This is a genomic window from bacterium, from assembly GCA_024224155.1.
GTDB lineage: Bacteria > Acidobacteriota > Thermoanaerobaculia > Multivoradales > JAHEKO01 > CALZIK01.
The window spans coordinates 1-17,411 of the sequence record JAAENP010000334.1; the positions used below are offsets into that span (position 1 = coordinate 1).

A 17,411-nucleotide genomic window follows, 5' to 3' on the forward strand; every position below is an offset into this window, starting at 1 on the left:
TGGCTTTGACGTCGATCTCGGTGAGGACTCCGAACCCCTGATCCTGGAGGGCCCGGGTCGTCTTCTCTATAGCTTCGGTGTACGGGATGTCGAGGCGTGTTCGGATGCCGTAGTCGGTTTTGGTTGCCATGGGCCTCCTCCGGTGGGTTGCTGCGGTCGTTGTCGAGCGGCGACCGCGCTGGCGAGTCTAGTCTCGACGGCGCGGCTCCGCGCCGCCCGAAGGGGTGGCGGCGTGCGGCTCGCTGCTCAGTTGCCGAAATAGGCGAACAGGGAGACCGTTGCCGGACGGTCGGTCGTGTTGTAGAAGTAGACCCGGTAGCGGTCGAAACCGAGGCGAAACAGGGGCTGATCTGAGGAGAAGTAGATCCCGCCTTCGGTCGCGGCGTCGGCTTCAACACGAAGCGGAAAGAGGAGTTGCCCCTCTTCCAAGAAGGCGCTTTGGGCGGGCTGGACATCCGGAACCAAGATGGCTCCGACCCGACCGGGCTGATAGAAGGCGGCCCGAATCTGGCCTGCGAGACTCAAAACTGCGGTTCCGAACCCGGCACTCTGGAGCGTCCCGGCAAGAACCATGTCCGTCGTCTGCTCGGGCCCTACCGGACTCACCACCTCCTGCGTGAGGCTAAAGAGCTTGGTCTGACTGATCGGACCCGCAACCTCTACTGTTCCGTCAACGGTCTGGATTCCAGGTAGGTTGACGACCAGCACGCGCTCGGCTTCTTCCTCGGCCGTGATCGGGTGAGCCGTCGCCGCAACGAGCGCCAGGAGAAGCAAGATGGACAGGCAGGAACGAGTCATTGTGGTCTCCTTTCATTGACCAGTCTACGGCGGGTGGCGTTGCGGCGTCCAAACCGGCAATCAGTGCGCCGCGGAGGGTCGAGGTGCCCCAGTCGCGTTAGTATCTCCAACAGAGCCATGTTCGAAGTTCAGGCACCGCATTCGACCGAGTCGCTTCACGCGGGCCTCTCTGACCTCCATATGGAGATCGTCTCGTTTGTGAGCGAGCTCTCCGATCGGGAATTCCTGGAACCGCAGGGCGAACACTGGTCGCCGGCCGAGCACCTGCGGCATCTGGCCACGGCGGTGCGGGCGGTAGCCCGCGGCATGAGCGCGCCCAAAGCCCTGTTGGCGCTGCGGTTTGGCTGCACCTTCAGGGGCTCGCGCGGCTTCGAGGAAGTGCGGGAGCTCTATCAGGCCGCGCTGGCCGCCGGCGGCCAGGCTTCAGGTCCCTACGACCCGACCGCACGTGAGATCGCCGGCAAGCCCGACGAGCAGCGCGCGTTCGTGATGAAGCGCTGGAACCAGGCGGGCGGAGACCTGGACCGCGCGATCGGCTTTTGGAGTGACAGGGCCCTGGACCGGTTCAGAGCGAGACACCCACTGCTCGGCATGATGACGATTCGCGAATTGCTTCACTTCACGCTCTATCACAACGCCCACCACGCCCGAAGAATCCACGAGCGTCGAGCCTAGGAGAGCTCTAGCGATGGGTGGCGTCGCGATCAGCGCGGCCGGACGCGTCCGTCCATATCCGGGATCTCGTAATCCGGATCAAACCGGCAGGCGCCACCGACGAATAGCCCCCAGAAATGGCACGAGGCCTGCAGATCCTCGGCGGTCGGCCGAGGGCTCCCTTCGATCCAGGATTGCAGAGCTTCCCAGGAGCCGATGATCTCGGCTTTGCTGAAACCGCAGTGGCTGGGCTCGTCCTCGACGACGATTCCGATGCTCAGCTGCTCGCGGGGAACGACCTTGGCCCACTCGCGCTCGTTCTCGACGATCACCAGGCCGTCTTTGTCGGTGTGAATGGAGACGATCTTGACGTCGCCGACATTGCCGCTGGGTGTGTAGTTCTTGAGCAGTTTCCGTGCTTTCGATTTCTTCGGCTTGACGCGCTCGATACTCGCGTTGGTGTCGGCGTCGCCGTAGTTGACGTTGGCGTTGCCGACGCCCTGCTTGCCCTTCATTTTCTTGCGATCGTAGACGAGATCGGCCATCGCGAAGGTGACGTAGGCCATCGTGGTGTGGACGAAGCTCCCGGGAATCTGGGTCAGTTCCAGGAACTTCGCCAGTCTCTTCTTCTGCTTGTTCTTGCGCTTGCCGGCGGCCTTGTTCAATCCGAAGCAGGCGTTGACGGCCTTCGCGACGTCCCGTTGGCCGAGGGACGAGTTCTTGTCGAGTCCTTTGGCGCCACCCGGAATGCGCGTCTTCTTGGCGTCGCAGACCATGTCGTAGACCAGGCGCATGTCCAAGGCACCGTCCCAGTTCCGGCTGCCGGCCACCGCACCGCAGATCGTCAGGGCGCCGGTGACGTCACCGAGGTCGGCCTTCTCCAGAGCCGCGGCGGTTACGATGCCGCCGAGAGATGCCCCGACGACCAGGACCTCGTTGGGCACGCCGAACTCGTCCTCGAATGCCCGGACCATTTGCTCGAGATCCTGGTTGGTTTTGAAGACCGCCCAGCCGGTCAACGAGTAGCTGGATGCCGCGACGGCGTAGCCCTGGGGCAGCGCGAACAACTCGACGAGCTCGGTGTCTTGCGCCGAGACCGGTCCGATCGGACTGAGGGAGAAACCGTGGTTCCAGATGACCAGCCCGCCGTTCCAGGCATCGGGAACGATAAACCGGTAGTGCGCGCCGCTGGCGGTCTGTCCGGCTCTTTCGGTGTCGGCCCAGGCCGGTGCGGTCCAGACGAGCGCGAGCAGAAGAGTGGGGAGTATGTAGAGCGAGCGATGGCTTGATCTCATAGTCGATACCTCAGGGTGGGGGATCGGAGATATGGCGAATCTTGGCGATTGTAGCCGCGCCGGACCGAAGGAGGATGCCGAATTCGTCACACGAGCTCTGCGCTGAGCTCACAGTGGTTCTCGGAGCAACCTATCGGCGAGGGCCAAGGACAGGGTGCGCGCGATCATGAAGGCCACCATGGCCAGCCAGAGAAGATCATTGCTGCGGTGCTGCAGCGCGTACAGGGCGATCGGCACGAACACGATTAAGGTCGAGAACAACATGGCGTTCCGGAGTGTCCGGCCGCGCGTGAGCCCTAGAAAGAGCCCGTCGTAGATGTAGGCAAGGGCCCCGAAGACGAGCGTAGGCGCCAGCCAGACGGAGTAGCGGCCGCCCGCGGCCAGGGTCGGGCCATGGCTGGTCAGAATGCCCAGGATCCCGGCTGGCGCGAGCAGCATCGGGACGATCACAGGCAGCGACAGCGCCACCCCTCCCGACAGGGCCAACCAGCGAAGCCGGGTGAGTCCCGCCCGATCCCGAGAACCGAGCAGCTTTCCCGCCAGGGTTTCGGTAGCGAACGCCGCGCCGTCGATCAGATAGGCCGCCAGGGTCTGAATCCGCGCGAGCACCGTATTGGCGGCCAGAACGACAGTCCCGAGGATGGCGCTGAAGTTCAGAAAGATCGCGAACGCCGATACCAGCGCGATCGTTCGGATCAAGATATCGCGATTGAGAGCGAAGAGCTCCCTGACCTTGTGAGCCTCGAAGAGTTTCGAGAATCCAACCCGGAAGTGGAGAAGCTCCGGAAACAGGAGAGCGACCGCGACGCCCAGCATGACGTACTGACTCGCAGCCGTGGCCAGGCCCGCGCCGTAGGCTGCCATCCCCATGCGCATGATGAAAACGTAGTCCAGTGCAATGTTGGTGAGGTTGGCCGCGAGGGTCATGGTGAGCACGAAGTGGCTGCGCTCTCGACCCAGAAACCAACCTAACAGGACGAAATTGGCGAGGGTGGCCGGCGCGCCCAGGATGCGAGCGCGAAAGTACCGCCGGCCCTCGGATTCGACCTCGGGAGCCCCGGAGAGAAGTCCGAAGCCGGCATTCTCGAGCAGGCGCTGGAGCAGAAGGACCGCGGCTGCCAGGACCAGAGCCGTCAAGAGGCCACGCACGAGGATCTGGTGCAGCTCATCTCGGTCCTCGGAGCCGTGGGCCTGGGCGGTCAAGCCGGTGGTGCCCATGCGCAGGAAGCCGAAGCTCCAGTAGACATACTCGAAGATGATCGACGCCAGCCCGACGCCGGCCAGAAACCGGATGTCGGCAAGGTGGCCGAGCATCGCCGTGTCGACCAGCGATGCCAGGGGAACCGTGAGGTTCGAGAGGATGTTGATGCCGGTCAAGCGCCAGAATCGCAGCCGAAGTCGGCCTGTTTCTTTGGCTTTACCCATTGCGTTCGGTCTTACGGCCGCTGTATCTGGAGGATGTCGCGAAGCGGGCTAAAATGGACGGTGCGAGGGAGCGACCCTATACGACATTTCGCTTTTTTGGCGTTCTTGGAATAGGCCCGATGAGGGCGGGAAGGATTCTCGATGAGGAAACAGAGTCGAGCGACGCCTGGTCGCACAACGAGGCTCGGCGTGTTGGTGCTCGCTGCGGCCCTCAGCAGCGGCTGTGCGGTGAATCAGGCGACTGGGCAGCGACAGCTCATGCTGATCAGCGAGCAACAGGAGATCGCGATGGGGAAGGAGGCCCACGGCCAGATCCTGGCCTCGATGGGCGTCTATCCCGACGACCAGGCGCAGGCTTACGTGTCGGCCCTGGGACAAGAGCTGGCCGCGCTGTCGGAGAGGCCGGACCTACCCTGGACGTTCACCGTGATCGACGACCCGATCGTCAATGCTTTTGCGCTGCCGGGCGGCTACATCTACGTCACCCGAGGCATCATGACCCATCTCTCGAGCGAGGCCGAACTGGTGTCGGTCCTCGGGCACGAGATCGGGCACGTCACCGGCCGGCACGGCGCCAACCGGATGAGCAAGCAACAGCTCGCGGGAATCGGGCTCGGCGTTGGCATGATCGTGTCGCCGGAGTTTGCCCAGTTCGGCGACCTGGCGCAGCAGGGCCTGGGCCTCTTGTTCCTGAAGTACTCCCGAGACGACGAACGCCAGGCGGACGACCTGGGCGTGCGCTACACGGTCAATGGCGGCTGGGACGTCCGCGAGATGCCCGAGGTTTTCGGCGTGTTGAAGAACGTCGGCGAGCTTGCGGGCGCGGGTCGCCTGCCGAACTGGCTTTCGACTCATCCCGATCCGGACCAGCGAGCTCAGCGGATAAACGAGCAGATCGAAAGGATGGCGCAGGACTTCAGTGGCTCGAAGAGGAACCGGCCGACCTACTTCGATCGACTCGACGGCATGGTCTTCGGCCCGAACCCGCGTCAAGGGTATTTCGAGGACAACGTCTTCCTGCACCCGGACCTGGCGTTCCAGATCCAGTTCCCGAGCGGCTGGGCGACTCAGAACCAGACCCAGGCGGTGGTCGGGCAGAGTGAGGCTCAGGATGCCATTGCCGTGTTGACGCTCGAGTCCGAGGCCGACCCGGTGGCCGCGGCGAAGGCGTTTACCGCGCAGGAGGGCCTCGAAGCCGGACGCATCCAGACCGGTAAGATCCACGGCTTCCCGGCCGCCTCGATCGAGTTCAAGGTACCCAAAGAGCAGAACGCTCTGCGCGGGCAGGTCGCGTACCTCCGTTACAACGACAACACCTACCGCCTGCTCGGCTACACGCTCGAGAGCAAGTGGTCGACGTACGGCCGGCCGGTCGGCGCCTTCATTGGGAGCTTCGACCGAGTGACCGACCGGCGGGTTCTCAACGTTCAGCCGGCGCGGGTCAAGGTCGTCAAGCTGCGGCGGGACATGCCCTTCAGCGAGTTCGCGCGCCGCTATCCTTCGAATGCTAAACCGGAGTTACTGGCCTTGATCAACCACACGACGACCGACGGGGTCGTCAAGGCCGGTGAAGCGAAGCAGGTCGTGGGCGGACCGAAGGCCAAGTAGACGCGGGCTGGAGACAGGCGTTCCCTGGCCGATTGCTCTGCCGAGAGGCGACCGTCGGTTGCAGTCCCCCTAGTGCAGCCGCTTTCTTCGGTTCTTTATGTAGTCGGCGAGGATGAACTCACCCAGGTCCTGGGGTGAGGCGAAATAGGCGCGGCCACGGTTGACCTGCGTCAGCTTCTCGACGAAGTCGGTCAGCATGGGATCGGTGGCCAGCATGAACGTGGTGATGACGATCTTCTGGCGGCGACAGAGATCGGCCTCTTCGAGCGTGCGGTTGACGATCTTCATGTCGAGTCCGAAGGGGTTTTTGTAGACCGATCCGCCTTCGGTGATCGCGGACGGCTTGCCGTCGGTGATCAGGAAGATTTGTTTGTTGGGTTGCTTTTGCCGCGCCAGCATGGAGCGGGCGAGCTGGAGGCCTTCCCGCGTGTTCGTGTGGAATGGTCCCGCATCCACGTAGGCCAGGTCCGACAGCTCGATACGCTCGGCGCGGTCTCCGAACAGAAGCACACCGAGGGAGTCCTTCGGGTACTTAGTGGTGATCAACTCGGTCAAAGCCAGCGCCACTTTCTTGGCGGGAGTGATGCGGTCCTCGCCGTAGAGAATCATCGAATGCGAGACGTCGATAGCGACCACCGTCGAGCATGCCGTCAAGTGCTCGGTCTCGTGGACTTCGAGATCGTCTTCGGCGAGCTCCAGGTCGCCGAGGGTCCTCTTGAGGGCGTTACGAACCGAAGAGGTCGCGTCCAAGCGATGAACGTCGTCGCCGAACCGGTACGAGCGCGTCTCGGGCAATTGCTCGGAGCCTTCGCCGACGGACCTGACCGGGTGATAACCGGTGGAGCTGCGCGAGAGGCTCGAGAAGATCTCCTCGAAGGCCTCTTTGCGGATGCTGCGCTCCCCGGCGCCGGTGAGCATGACGCCGCCCTGGCCGTCCCTCGCGATCAGGCGCCGATCTTCGAGAGTGTCGAAGAAGGCCTCGAGATCGATGCCTTCATCGATGTAGCCGCGCTCCTGGAGCTCGTGCATCCACTCCATGGCGTTCTCTGCGTCGCCGCCGGAGGCGAGCAGCAGCTGGTTGAAGAGCCGCTCCAAGCTCAGCCCGTCGAGGATCGACTGGATGAGATCGGGATCGAGATGGAAGAAGCGATGCCGCATCGGGCATCAGGTCCTCGCCGAGCGCGGCTTGAGCAGCTGGAATTTGATCATCTCCTTGTAGGTGATCCGGCTGTCGAGATCTTCGCGGCCGAGCTTGAGGTACTGGTGGAGTCCCTCGAGCAAAAGCTCCGCGCCGAAGGCGTCGGTGCTGGAGTCGCCACCGTCGGAGTTGGCCGCGACCAGGTCGAAGAGGCCGGGGACCTTGTCGAGCTCGAGGCGGTACTCTTCCGCGGACTGCTCGTCCGAGATCAGCACCTCGTTACCCTCGGCAAACCAGGCCACGATCGGTGAGTAGATGCTGGTGTCGTCGTCGCCGCCGCTTCCGACCGCGCGCTCGACCTTTGGGAAGTGCTTGTCGAAGAGCTTCTTGACTGCATCGCCGATGATCTGGCGAGCCACGACCTCGACGCCCTGCTGCTCCCCTTCGTAGACCATCTCGAGCTTGCCGGTAATTGCGGGCAGGAGCATGTAGAGGTCGCACAGACGCGGGGTGGCGGCCTCTTTGCCGTGGATGAGCGCACGACGTTCGAGATTCGAGACCAGAAGCTCGAGCGCCGAGATCGGCATCCGGGCGGAGACTCCGGAGGTCTGGTCCACCATGTCGCTGTCGCGGGCCGCGAACGCTATCTGCTCGACGAGATGAGTTACTTCTTCGCTCAGTGGCGGCAGCTCCGACTCTCGATCGGTCCACGCCTCTTGACCCGTGATCTCGGCGGCGGTCGCGACGTCGCCGGGGTAGTGGGTGAGGATTTGTGAAGAGATCCTGTCTTTGAGCGGCGTGATGATCGAGCCGCGGTTGGTGTAGTCCTCGGGATTGGCCGAAAACACCATCAGGATCTCGAGGGGGATCCGGACCGGGAAGCCCCGGAGCTGGAGGTCCCGCTCCTCGAGGATGTTGAGCAGACCGACCTGAATCCGCGGAGCGAGGTCGGGGAGCTCGTTGATCGCGAAGATGCCGCGGTTCGTCCGCGGCACGATTCCGAAGTGCATGACCTCGGGATCCGCGAAGGTGAGCTTCCTGGTTGCCGCCTTTATCGGGTCGATATCTCCGAGTAGGTCCGCGATCGAGACGTCGGGTGTGGCCAGTTTCTCGTTGTACCTCTCCTCTCGCGGCCACCATTCGATCGGAGCCTCGTTGCCGGTCTCGTCGATCAGACGCTGGCCGTAGGTCGAGATCGGCGCCAGGGGGTCGTCGTTGAGCTCGCTTCCGGCGAGGACCGGGATGGCGTCATCCAGAAGATCCGTGAGGCCGCGGAGCAGTCGCGTCTTGGCCTGACCTCTCAGGCCGAGCAGGATGAAGTCGTGCCGCGCCAGAAGCGCATTGACGACTCCCGGGATGACCGTTCGGTCATAGCCGAGGACTCCGGGGAAAAGCGGCTCGCCGGCGGCGAGCTTGCGCCTCAGATGAAACCTGATCTCGTCTTTGACGCTTCGAGGAGAGTATCCCGACGCTTTGAGCTCGCCGAGCGTGGCTGGGCGCGCCATCAGTCCTGAACCTCGAGCCAGCGTTCGGCGTCGATTGCGGCCTTGCAGCCGGAGCCGGCAGCGGTCACCGCCTGACGATAGGTGGAATCGATGACGTCGCCGCAGGCGAAGACGCCTTCGACGTTGGTCCGGGTACTCAGCTCTTCGGCGATGAGGTAGCCCTTGTCGTCCACGTCCAGGTGTCCTTTGAGAAAGCCGGTGTTCGGCTTGTGACCGATGGCGGTAAAGACGCCCTGACAAGCGAACTCTGTCACCGCCCCGGTCTTGACGTTCTCGAGGGTCACGCCGCGGACGCCGTCCTCACGTGAGCCGAGGATCTCTCGGACCACCGAGTCCCAGAGGAACTCGATCTGGTGATGAGCCATCGCGCAGTCCTGCATGATCTTGGAGGCGCGCAGCTCATCGCGGCGATGGACAACGGTGACCTTGGTTGCGAACTTGGTGAGGTAGATGGCCTCCTCGATGGCCGAGTCTCCTCCGCCCACGACAACCAGCTCCTTGCCCTTGAAGAAGAAGCCGTCGCAGGTGGCGCAAGCCGACACGCCATAGCCCATGAGGTTCTTTTCGGATTCCAGGCCCAGGCTCATCGCGCTGGCGCCGGTAGCGATGATCAGCGCGTCGGCCCGGTAAGTGCCCTCGTCGGTTTCGACGACCCGCGGACGCTTGGAGAAATCCACCGAAGTGGCCTCCTCGAACCTGACCTGCGCGCCGAAGCGCTTTGCCTGTTCCCGCATGTTCTCCATGAGCTCCGGCCCCAGGATCCCTTCCCGGAAGCCCGGGTAGTTCTCGACGTCGGTGGTGATCGTTAGCTGACCACCGGGCTGGTTGCCTTCGAGCACCAGGGGCGCTAGGTTGGCGCGAGCCGCGTAAAGAGCGGCCGTGAGCCCGGCGGGGCCGGAACCAAGGATGATGACGCGGTGGCGGTTGTCTGCTGATTCGGACATGAGTCGTCTCCGGGGTAGCGGCTGGATCAGCCGCAAAGGTTGGAAGCCGTGCCTTCCAGTGGCGCGGATCCGAGTCCGCGCCGGCAGCGCGTTACTATAGCAACCGGTCCGGAGTCGACTTTGTTCCACGCCGAGCCACGAGCCGGGCTTAGACAGAGAAACCACCGAGTGCGAGGAAGGACGAGAGAACGATGATTGCTAGCGAGAAGATGATCGAAGGCATGAACCTGCAGATCGGGCATGAGATGGGGGCTTCGATGCAGTACGTGGGGATCGCCTCCTATTTCGATGGTCGGAGTCTGCCCAAGCTGGCCGAGTTCTTCTATCTCCAGGCCGAGGAAGAGCGAGAGCACGCGATGAAGTTCCAGAAGTTCGTGGTCGATGCCGGCGGCCCGCTGGCCATCCCCGCGATTCCGGCGGCGAAGTGTGCCTTTGAGAGTGCCCGGGAGGCCGTAGAGCTGGCTCTAGAGTCGGAGAAACGGGTGACCCGGCAAATCTACGACCTGGTAGCTCAGGGGAACGAGGACAAGAGCTACATCGCGCTGCGCTTTCTGGACTGGTTCGTCAACGAGCAGTTCGAGGAGGTGACCACGATGAGCGAACTGCTCGATATCGTCAAGATGGCGGGTGAGGACGGCTTGCTTGCGGTGGAGGAGTACCTCGAGCGCAGAGTGGATCCTCACGGTTCAGGCGGCGGCGCCTAGCAAGCTCGAGACCGCCTTCTCGCGCTGGAGGCACGTCGGTGGGCACAAGGCTGCGGCGCCCCGTCGCCTACATCGTGTAGCCGTCGGATTCGAGGACCGCTTCGGCGATCCGGATGGCGTTCAAGGCGCCGCCGGCCGTCAGGTTGTCCATCACCGCCCGGAGCCAAAAGCTGTTCGGCGCCGTGGAGGCCTCGATCGCGCCCAGGTGCAGCGAGCTCGAGCCGGCCGCATCGACCGGGCCGAGGGTTTCCGGCCGCTCGGCGAACTCGAGGCTCGGCGAAGCCTCGAGAGCCTGTCGAACAGCAGCCTCGTCGGCGGGCGCTGCCAACCGGACATGGGCGCCGACGAGGAGACTGTGAAACACGCCCCCGATCGACGCCTGCACCGCGACTCGAATCTTGTCGTCACCGAGGACCTCGCGCACGGTCTCGGCGATCTTGCCACCCGGAAAGGAGCTTGGCGCGATGTTGAAGGCGAGCTGGCAACCGAAGAGCTCCTCCGGTCGCGGCTGAAAGGCCAGGATCGACCGAGTCTGGGCCAGGAGCTCGTCGATCCCTTCCTGGCCCTTGGTCGAGCTGGGCAGGAGCACCGAGGCCGTGCACGATTCCAGACCCAGGTCCGCGAGCGGCTTGAGTAGCTGCGCCAGCGCGACGGCGGCCGGGTGGGCGCTCAACAGGGTCGCCGCTTGGCCGGCTCTTGCGAGGACATCCGAGTTAACGCCCGCGACGACCGCGGGGAACCCGTCGATCGGTTCGTCGCCGGCGAGAATGATGGTCGTGGCGTGCTCTGGCAGGCCGGCCGGAATGTCCATCGGCTCTCCCGGTTCGCCGCAGACATAGAGAATGTCGACATCGCTCAAGTTCTCTTCGGTGCCCGGTTGGATCAAGACGGCCTCGCCAGCGATCTCACTTACCGTGCTCGAGTCCGGGTCCCGGCCGAGGAGCCTGAGGTCGTCCCACAGGTCTCGACGCTGAGCGAGGGTGTCCTTGAGCTCCCGGCCGAGGAGGCTCTCCGTGCCCCAGATTGCCATCCTGGTCACGACTCTGGCCCCGCGGCTTCGGCAGTGGGGGACGCTCGCTGGCTCGATGTCCGGGCGACGGGAGTCAGACCCTCGATCAGCTTCTCCCCCTTGTCGACCAACACTTCGTAGTCTTCGGGGACGTAGAGGTCCACGCGCGAGCCGAACTTGATCACTCCGATGAGGTCTCCCCTACGCACGTTCTGGCCGGTATCAAGGTAGCTGACAACCCGGCGCGCGACCAGCCCGGCAATCTGCTTGACGCCGATCTTGTCGCCGTGCGCAGTTTCCAAGACTACGAAATGGCTTTCGTTGACCTCGCCGGCTTCGGGTCGAAACGCGGCGATCTTCCGTCCGGGACTGAACTTGCTCTCCTGAACCCGGCCAGCGGCGGGCGAGCGCTGCACATGGACGTTGAAGACCGACAGGAAAGTGGTGATCCTCCGGTAGGACTCGGGCCCCAGCAGTGGTTCCTGCACGACCTCGATTCCGGTGACCGTGCCATTGGCCGGCGCCAGAAGCGTTTCCTCGGGTCCGGAAAAACTGCGGTTCGGTGCTCGGAAAAAGGCTAGAACGAGAACTGCCAGGAGCCCCAGCGCCAGCGCCGACTTGGGCCAGTGGAGCACCAGTGCCGCAACTGCGAGCAGGGTCACAGGCAACACGAAGGCCCAGGCTTCACGAGCGAATGTCATTTCCGTGGGGTTCGGGTTATGGCGCGTGGCTCTGGAGGCAAAAAAGAGAGGGCCGTGACGGCCCTCTCCCATCGGACAGCCTGTGGGGGGGTCTCCGGTCTAGGCCGGCACCCGCTCTTGGCGGTGCATTCGAGCGATCGCTTCCATGCGGTCCTTGAGACCCAGCTTGCGGAGCTTTATCTGCTTGGCCTCGGTCTCGTCCTCGGGGGAGAGGAACGACTTCTCTTTGATCACGTTCAACCGCTGTTTGTAGTTCTGGTGCTCCTCAAACAGGCGGCGGAATTCCTCGTCCGTTTCGAGAAGCTCCTTCTTCAGGCCGTCATCAAGGTTCGGCAAAGCGCGTGACCTCCTTTCGGTCCCCATGGGACCGGGCAGTAGTACCGAAAAACGAAATGTGGAGTGAATCCACGAAGTTTGCAAAGTCGTGCCGACAAGCTCTCACTGTGCGCGGCGTGCCCCATCCGGATTCGAGTTCTTGCGAGGGGATGCCTTCATCAGCTTGGTCGAGTCGAGAATAACACCTCGCCGACCGCCGGGCAAGCAACCTGGGTGCCCAGGCCATAGAATCCGAGCAGCGGAAATCCATGTCGAAACGCACGGTGTCAAAGAGAAGCAATGACCTCAAGCTCGCGGCCGTGCTGCTGGTCGTGGCCGTCATCTGCCAGCTTTCGCTTCTGGCCGCGCGTCGCACGGCGTCGGTTGTCAGTGGCGACGAGGGCACCTTCTTGGCGATGGTCGAGAGCCTGGCGCTCGACGGCGACCTGGTGTTTGGCGACGCCGATCTGGACCGTCTCAACGAGGCTCCGCAGGTCGGGCGCAAAGCAGTGATTCTGCAGGCCTTCGGTGACGAAACAGCCTATTCGAAGCCGGTCGTTTACGCGCTGCTTGCGGCGCCCTGGTATCGGCTGGCAGGCGTCGCTGGGTTGATCGCGCTCAACGTCGTGGCACTGGCTCTGGCCCTGCTGCTGGGCTGGGCGGCCCTGGCCCGATCGGGAGCGTCGAATCCGGCCACAACGGTAGCTACCTTCGCCGGCACCGGGGTGTTTCTATCTTACGTAGCCTGGACCATGAGCGATTCGCTGCAGGCGTCACTGACCCTGATTGGGCTGGTCCTTGGCCTGGGCAGCGCGCGTCCCAGGACGAAGGTCCGGTCTGACGGCCGGTCGCGGTTCGGTGGCCGGCTCGAGGATTTCTGGATCGGGGTCCTGGACCGGTCCTGGTCGCCGTACCTGGGGGTGGCGCTGCTGGCGCTCGTCGTCTCGATGAGGCTGCCTAACCTGGCACTCGCCGGAGCGCCCGCTCTGGCGTGGCTTCTTCGGGGTCGGTTGAAGCGCTCCGCCGTGTTGGCGGGGATCGTCCTGCTGGTAGCCGGCGCCGGGTTCCTGTTCAACCGGGAGCTGGCCGGAGCGCTGGTTCCGTACAAGGCGGTTCGCGCCACCTTCAACCCCGCCAGTGGCTATCCGGTCGGGGAGCGAGCCGAACTCGCGAAGGAGCAGTTCGACGAAACGGTCGCGTTGGCTACCCAACGAGTGGGCTTTCGGCCCGAGTGGCAGCCCGAGGTGAGCCTCTATTCCGCCGCTTACTTCTGGCTCGGGCGTCATACCGGTCTTTTCTGGTACTTTCCGGCCGCTCTCCTGCTGCTGCTGGCTGGCCTCAGGCGACCGGATGCCGTGGCCTGGGCGGTTCTGGCCGCGGCCGTCGCGCTGGCGGTCTTCTATCTGGTCTGGATGCCCAGGAACTATTTCGGCGGCGCTACTTTTCTGGGCAACCGCTATTTTCTGACCGGATACGCGGCGCTCTTGCTGATGCCTCGCGGGGGCGCTTCGCGCGGTGCCCTGGCCGCGACCTGGCTGGTGGCCCTGGTCGTGTTCTCGTCGGCTTTCGCTTCGGTTCTGCGCGCACGCGAGCTTGACGATTCGAGCCAGAATCATGCCTACGCGGGGATCTTCAGGCTTCTGCCCTACGAGGCTACGGCGCGCGCGATTGACGGTAGGCGGGATGTCTACTGGACCAACGAGTTTTTTCGTTTCGTCGATCCTTATGCGGTGGTGGATCCGACCGGCTTCAGCCTGCGCGCTGGGGAACCGCTGGCTCAGGTGCTCCACGCCAGTCGGCGAGAGGCCGGAGTGGTTCGCTTTCTGGCGCGGGCAGACAGCGCGGTGGGTGAGGTCGTCTATCGCGGCCAGGGGCCCGAGAAGAGGTTCGAGATGCAACCGACCGAGAGCGGTGTCTGGGGTTTGGTGGAGATCGAGCTCGAGCCTTCGAGACGTCGCCACAAGTACTGGTTTGACCCCGCTGCCAGGCCCCACTCTCGGACCCATCGGTTTGGGCTGCGGGCGACGGGCGATGAGCAGCCATCCGCGCCGGCCTCGAGCGCCGAGCTCCACTACCTGGGCTCGATGCGGTTGGTGCCCAAGTTCTTCAGGGGCGTGACCATGAGCGTCGAGCTCCCCAGGAGCGGCCGCGCGGGCAAGGCCACGGACGTGCCGATTCGCGTGCGCAACACCGGCTACCGATTCTGGTCGAGCTCGGAAATGGTCCCGACCCGCCTCGGGTACCGGCTTTACTCGCTGCCGCGACGGAAGGGCGACCGGCCGGTGGCCGGACGGCTGCAGGGCTTCGAAGGCCGCGTGCCCCGCGCGTCAGAGCTCGCTACCGAGCTCGAGGTCAAGTGGCCCAGGAAACCGGGACGCTATGAGCTGGTCGTGGATCTCAATCTGGGCGGCGCGGTCTGGTACGAGGCCTGGAATCAGGAGCCGCTCGCCCGGGGCGTCGTGCGAGTTCGGTAAGCCGCGAGCGGAACCGGGGTGGTCGACGAGGCGAGCGGCTGATCCGGCCCATGGTAGGCTGCCGCGGTCTCGAAACATCCTTGCAACCATCCCATGACAGATCGCAAAGGTGAGATCTCCGAGGCGGTAGTCGAGTCCCTCCGCAGTCGGGAGAACCGAGAGCTCTCCGACTGGCGGCGGCTCTGGGAAGCGGACCGGGAGTTCACGATTGTCAGCCACAGAGGCTGGCTCGGCAGGGTGATCGTCCTGGCCAAACGCTTGCTGCGTGGCCTCGTCAAGGCTCCTCAAGCGGACTTGTGGCAGCGCCAGAGAGCCTACAACCTGACGGTTCAGGACCAGATCGAGGCGATTGCGCCGTTGGCGGCCGAGGCCGAGGCACTGAGCAAAACGCTCGCTAGGGCCCGCACGGAGCTGAGCTCGGGAATCGCGGTTCTGGGGCAGGATCTGCAGACGATTCAGTCCGAGCTGGTTCGAGATCTCCGCGAGACGCGAGAAAAGCAAACGGAGGAGCTAGTCGCGGTGCACAAGGCGGCTGGACGCGACATCAAGAATCTCGAGCGCCAGCACTCGGACTTCCTGCGGTCGCACGCGGATCGCCTCGACCACCTGGAGGGCTTCCACAACCGGGGCTACGACGAGGTCATGGACCACACCGCCGCCCTCTTTTCACAGCTGGACCAAAAGCTGGACCGTTATCGAGAGCTGAGCCGCGAGCGCTGGGGTCGGCTGGGAGGCCTGCTTGCGGTTGCCGAGGGCGAGGGGGCGACGAAGAAGCCCGAGCTTGCGCGAGCGATTGCCGACGAGAAGTACCTCGAGTTCGAAGATCGATTCCGCGGGCGCGAGGAGGACATCGCCCACCGGCTGGAGCCCTATCTCGGCGTGCTGAGCGGCCGGGGGGAGGTGCTCGATCTGGGCTGTGGCCGCGGCGAGGCGCTGGAGGTCATGACGGCCCACGGGATTCGCTGTTCGGGAGTCGATTCGAATGTCGAGATGGTCGACCGATGCCGTGAAAAGGGCTTCGAGGCCGAGGTCGGCGACCTGTTTACGGCATTGGAAGCCAGATCCGAGGCCTCATTGGGCGGCATCGTCTCGTTTCACGTCATCGAGCATCTGCCGGCGGCGGAACTCGAGCGTCTGTCACGACTGGCCTGGCGAGTCCTGGCACCGGCGGGAGTGCTCGTGCTGGAGACCCCGAATCCGGTTTCGATGGTCGTGGGTGCCAGCCGCTTCTGGATCGATCCCACGCACAAGCGGCCGGTCCATCCGGAGAGCCTCAAGACCATGCTCGAGTTGAGTGGATTCGACCCCGTGGAGCGCATCGATCTGCAGCCCTTCGCGGACGAGGATCGTCTGCCGCAGATTCCGTCCGACGGCATCGGAGTGGAGCTTCTGCCTCTGGTTGCGCGCATTAACCTGTTGCGCGACCGCTTGGACGATCTCCTGTTCGGCTTTCAGGACTATGCTCTGGTGGCGTACAAGCCCCCCGTGGGAAAGCCCGCCTAGCCCGCCTGCCGGTCAGCGAGACGATGGCGTCGCCGCGGCTACCGGCGGTCTCAGGTACAGGGGCTGAGTCAGCTCCGACTCGTCCCAGATGAAGTCCGGACTTGCAGCGATCGTCAGCAGGTCGGGAGCCAGAGGCTCCGCATCCAGGATCGTTGGCGGTTCGCCCCGGGCGCCGCGCCCGTCGGGACCGTCTTCGACAAGAGTTTTCAGTGCGGTCAGGTCGAAGCCGATGACCAAACCCCCTCCGAGCCGGGCGATCTCTTGTTCGGACCGAATCTCGGGCTCGCCGAGCGGTTCGAGGGTCTTGCCATCGAAGCGCTGGACGAATCGCTCCTGGCGCAGGGCGTCGACCGCTGCGTAGATCGGAGTCTGGATGGTGCTCGCACGCCGCTGCGCTTGGCCGGCGAGGGCCTCGAAAGTCGTCGTTGCCGCCGCCCTGATCCCGAGCGCCTCGTGCAGTCCCAGCAGCGTTGCCAGACCCACGCGCAATCCGGTGAAGCTGCCCGGGCCGCGTAGCCCCACCAGGCCGTCGAGCCGTTCGAGACGGGCTCCTGCTTGAGCCAGCATCAGATCGAGCTCCGGCAGCAGCCGCTTCGACGAGTCGCCCACAGAGAGCTCGCGGGTGATCACTGCGCCGTCCCAGGCCAGGGCGAGGCTGGACACCGGGGATCCGGTGTCGATTGCGAATATCCGCGGCTTGCCGTGCTTGGAGCGGCCGCCGGCGGTGTCGCTATACTTCTCGCGAATGTCTTCGGTCACTCAGATGACTCCGATGCTTCGGCACTACTCCGAGGTCAAGGCAAGGCATCCGGACGCGATCGTCCTGTATCGAATGGGCGATTTTTATGAGGTTTTCTTTGACGACGCGGTCCTGATTGCTCCGGTGCTGGAGGTCGCGCTGACGGCACGCCATAAGGGCAAGAAGACGGAAACCCCAATGTGCGGCGTCCCGCACCACGCGCTCGAAGTCTACCTCGGTAAGCTCGTCAAAGCCGGCTACAAGGTGGCGATCTGTGACCAGGTCGAGGACCCGGCTCAGGCCAAGGGATTGGTCAGGCGCGAAGTTACCCGAGTCGTGACGCCCGGTACGGTCACCGAGCCCGACCTGCTCGAAGGAAAGGTGGAGAATCTCCTCGCCGGCATCGCCTGGAACTCGGAGGGCGGAGCCTGTGCCTTTCTCGACCTTTCGACGGGTGCGTTTTTCGTGCGCCGGTGGTCTCGAGCCGACGAGGCTCTGCAGGATCTGCGCTTGGCGGATCCCCGAGAGCTGATCTTCAGCGGCGATGTGCCGGAGCCGGTACGCCGATGGGGAGAACGCCGCCAACTGTGCCTGACCCA

The 17,411-nt window shown here is 64.2% G+C and carries 17 protein-coding genes; 6 read left to right on the forward strand and 11 right to left on the reverse strand.

From position 1 onward, the window contains the following. Together GY769_17015 and GY769_17020 are read right to left on the reverse strand one after the other, a co-directional pair. On the reverse strand, window positions 1-130 hold a 130-nt coding region (locus GY769_17015), incomplete at its 3' end, for an ABC transporter ATP-binding protein (GenBank protein ID MCP4203623.1). Window positions 131-246: 116 nt separating this feature from the next. Then, complete coding sequence (locus GY769_17020; protein ID MCP4203624.1) at window positions 247-798, reverse strand: hypothetical protein; 552 nt, start codon at window positions 796-798, stop codon at window positions 247-249. Window positions 799-915: 117 nt separating this feature from the next. Here GY769_17020 and GY769_17025 point away from each other — a divergent pair, with 117 nt between their 5' ends. Further along, complete coding sequence (locus tag GY769_17025) at window positions 916-1,473, forward strand: DinB family protein (GenBank protein MCP4203625.1); 558 nt, start codon at window positions 916-918, stop codon at window positions 1,471-1,473. Between the two features lie 29 nt (window positions 1,474-1,502). On the opposite strand, the gene GY769_17030 is transcribed toward GY769_17025, so the two are convergent. Both GY769_17030 and GY769_17035 read right to left on the reverse strand, forming a co-directional pair. Then, window positions 1,503-2,747: a hypothetical protein gene (locus GY769_17030; protein ID MCP4203626.1), complete on the reverse strand. Its 1,245-nt coding sequence runs from the start codon at window positions 2,745-2,747 to the stop codon at window positions 1,503-1,505. 108 nt (window positions 2,748-2,855) lie between these two features. After that, on the reverse strand, window positions 2,856-4,172 hold the full coding sequence (locus GY769_17035; protein MCP4203627.1) for an MATE family efflux transporter: 1,317 nt from the start codon (window positions 4,170-4,172) through the stop codon (window positions 2,856-2,858). Between the two features lie 141 nt (window positions 4,173-4,313). Here GY769_17035 and GY769_17040 point away from each other — a divergent pair, with 141 nt between their 5' ends. After that, window positions 4,314-5,780, forward strand: coding sequence for a M48 family metalloprotease (locus GY769_17040; GenBank protein ID MCP4203628.1), 1,467 nt, complete (start codon window positions 4,314-4,316; stop codon window positions 5,778-5,780). A gap of 69 nt (window positions 5,781-5,849) precedes the next feature. On the opposite strand, the gene GY769_17045 is transcribed toward GY769_17040, so the two are convergent. Genes GY769_17045 through trxB form a run of 3 tightly spaced genes read right to left on the reverse strand, consistent with a single transcriptional unit; the run spans window position 5,850 to window position 9,367 of the window. Continuing rightward, window positions 5,850-6,938: a VWA domain-containing protein gene (locus GY769_17045; GenBank protein ID MCP4203629.1), complete on the reverse strand. Its 1,089-nt coding sequence runs from the start codon at window positions 6,936-6,938 to the stop codon at window positions 5,850-5,852. Window positions 6,939-6,944: 6 nt separating this feature from the next. After that, on the reverse strand, window positions 6,945-8,423 hold the full coding sequence (locus tag GY769_17050; protein MCP4203630.1) for a magnesium chelatase: 1,479 nt from the start codon (window positions 8,421-8,423) through the stop codon (window positions 6,945-6,947). After that, the gene (gene trxB, locus GY769_17055) at window positions 8,423-9,367 is read right to left on the reverse strand and encodes a thioredoxin-disulfide reductase (protein MCP4203631.1); all 945 of its coding nucleotides are present in this window, start codon (window positions 9,365-9,367) and stop codon (window positions 8,423-8,425) included. The genes GY769_17050 and trxB overlap by 1 nt, the downstream gene beginning before the upstream one ends. Window positions 9,368-9,558: 191 nt before the next feature. Here trxB and GY769_17060 point away from each other — a divergent pair, with 191 nt between their 5' ends. Beyond that, window positions 9,559-10,071: a ferritin gene (locus GY769_17060; GenBank protein MCP4203632.1), complete on the forward strand. Its 513-nt coding sequence runs from the start codon at window positions 9,559-9,561 to the stop codon at window positions 10,069-10,071. 67 nt (window positions 10,072-10,138) lie between these two features. Here the strand turns inward: GY769_17060 and GY769_17065 are convergent, their stop codons facing one another. The 3 genes from GY769_17065 to GY769_17075 form a co-directional block, all read right to left on the reverse strand. Beyond that, window positions 10,139-11,101, reverse strand: a complete 963-nt coding sequence (locus GY769_17065; GenBank protein ID MCP4203633.1) for a hypothetical protein — start codon at window positions 11,099-11,101, stop codon at window positions 10,139-10,141. A gap of 5 nt (window positions 11,102-11,106) precedes the next feature. Then, entirely contained in the window at window positions 11,107-11,781 is a 675-nt protein-coding gene (locus tag GY769_17070; GenBank protein MCP4203634.1) for a phosphatidylserine decarboxylase family protein, read from the reverse strand. A gap of 99 nt (window positions 11,782-11,880) precedes the next feature. Next, window positions 11,881-12,117: a DUF465 domain-containing protein gene (locus GY769_17075; protein MCP4203635.1), complete on the reverse strand. Its 237-nt coding sequence runs from the start codon at window positions 12,115-12,117 to the stop codon at window positions 11,881-11,883. Window positions 12,118-12,380: 263 nt separating this feature from the next. Here GY769_17075 and GY769_17080 point away from each other — a divergent pair, with 263 nt between their 5' ends. Both GY769_17080 and GY769_17085 read left to right on the forward strand, forming a co-directional pair. Beyond that, window positions 12,381-14,570: a hypothetical protein gene (locus GY769_17080; GenBank protein ID MCP4203636.1), complete on the forward strand. Its 2,190-nt coding sequence runs from the start codon at window positions 12,381-12,383 to the stop codon at window positions 14,568-14,570. Between the two features lie 93 nt (window positions 14,571-14,663). Beyond that, window positions 14,664-16,073: a class I SAM-dependent methyltransferase gene (locus tag GY769_17085; protein MCP4203637.1), complete on the forward strand. Its 1,410-nt coding sequence runs from the start codon at window positions 14,664-14,666 to the stop codon at window positions 16,071-16,073. 12 nt (window positions 16,074-16,085) lie between these two features. Here the strand turns inward: GY769_17085 and tsaB are convergent, their stop codons facing one another. Continuing rightward, window positions 16,086-16,832 carry a tRNA (adenosine(37)-N6)-threonylcarbamoyltransferase complex dimerization subunit type 1 TsaB gene (gene tsaB / locus GY769_17090; protein MCP4203638.1) on the reverse strand — a complete coding sequence of 249 codons (747 nt, stop codon included), beginning with the start codon at window positions 16,830-16,832 and terminating at the stop codon, window positions 16,086-16,088. Between the two features lie 13 nt (window positions 16,833-16,845). Here tsaB and GY769_17095 point away from each other — a divergent pair. Continuing rightward, on the forward strand, window positions 16,846-17,411 hold a 566-nt coding region (locus GY769_17095), incomplete at its 3' end, for a DNA mismatch repair protein MutS (protein ID MCP4203639.1).

Coding starts and splice junctions, on each gene's coding strand:
- GY769_17045 (MCP4203629.1), bottom strand. CDS start 6,938: ATGCGGCATCGCTTCTTCCATCTCGATCCCGATCTCATCCAGTCGATC.
- GY769_17040 (MCP4203628.1), top strand. CDS start 4,314: ATGAGGAAACAGAGTCGAGCGACGCCTGGTCGCACAACGAGGCTCGGC.
- GY769_17060 (MCP4203632.1), top strand. CDS start 9,559: ATGATTGCTAGCGAGAAGATGATCGAAGGCATGAACCTGCAGATCGGG.
- GY769_17070 (MCP4203634.1), bottom strand. CDS start 11,781: ATGACATTCGCTCGTGAAGCCTGGGCCTTCGTGTTGCCTGTGACCCTG.
- GY769_17065 (MCP4203633.1), bottom strand. CDS start 11,101: ATGGCAATCTGGGGCACGGAGAGCCTCCTCGGCCGGGAGCTCAAGGAC.
- GY769_17030 (MCP4203626.1), bottom strand. CDS start 2,747: ATGAGATCAAGCCATCGCTCGCTCTACATACTCCCCACTCTTCTGCTC.
- GY769_17050 (MCP4203630.1), bottom strand. CDS start 8,423: ATGGCGCGCCCAGCCACGCTCGGCGAGCTCAAAGCGTCGGGATACTCT.
- GY769_17085 (MCP4203637.1), top strand. CDS start 14,664: ATGACAGATCGCAAAGGTGAGATCTCCGAGGCGGTAGTCGAGTCCCTC.
- GY769_17020 (MCP4203624.1), bottom strand. CDS start 798: ATGACTCGTTCCTGCCTGTCCATCTTGCTTCTCCTGGCGCTCGTTGCG.
- GY769_17025 (MCP4203625.1), top strand. CDS start 916: ATGTTCGAAGTTCAGGCACCGCATTCGACCGAGTCGCTTCACGCGGGC.
- GY769_17035 (MCP4203627.1), bottom strand. CDS start 4,172: ATGGGTAAAGCCAAAGAAACAGGCCGACTTCGGCTGCGATTCTGGCGC.
- trxB (MCP4203631.1), bottom strand. CDS start 9,367: ATGTCCGAATCAGCAGACAACCGCCACCGCGTCATCATCCTTGGTTCC.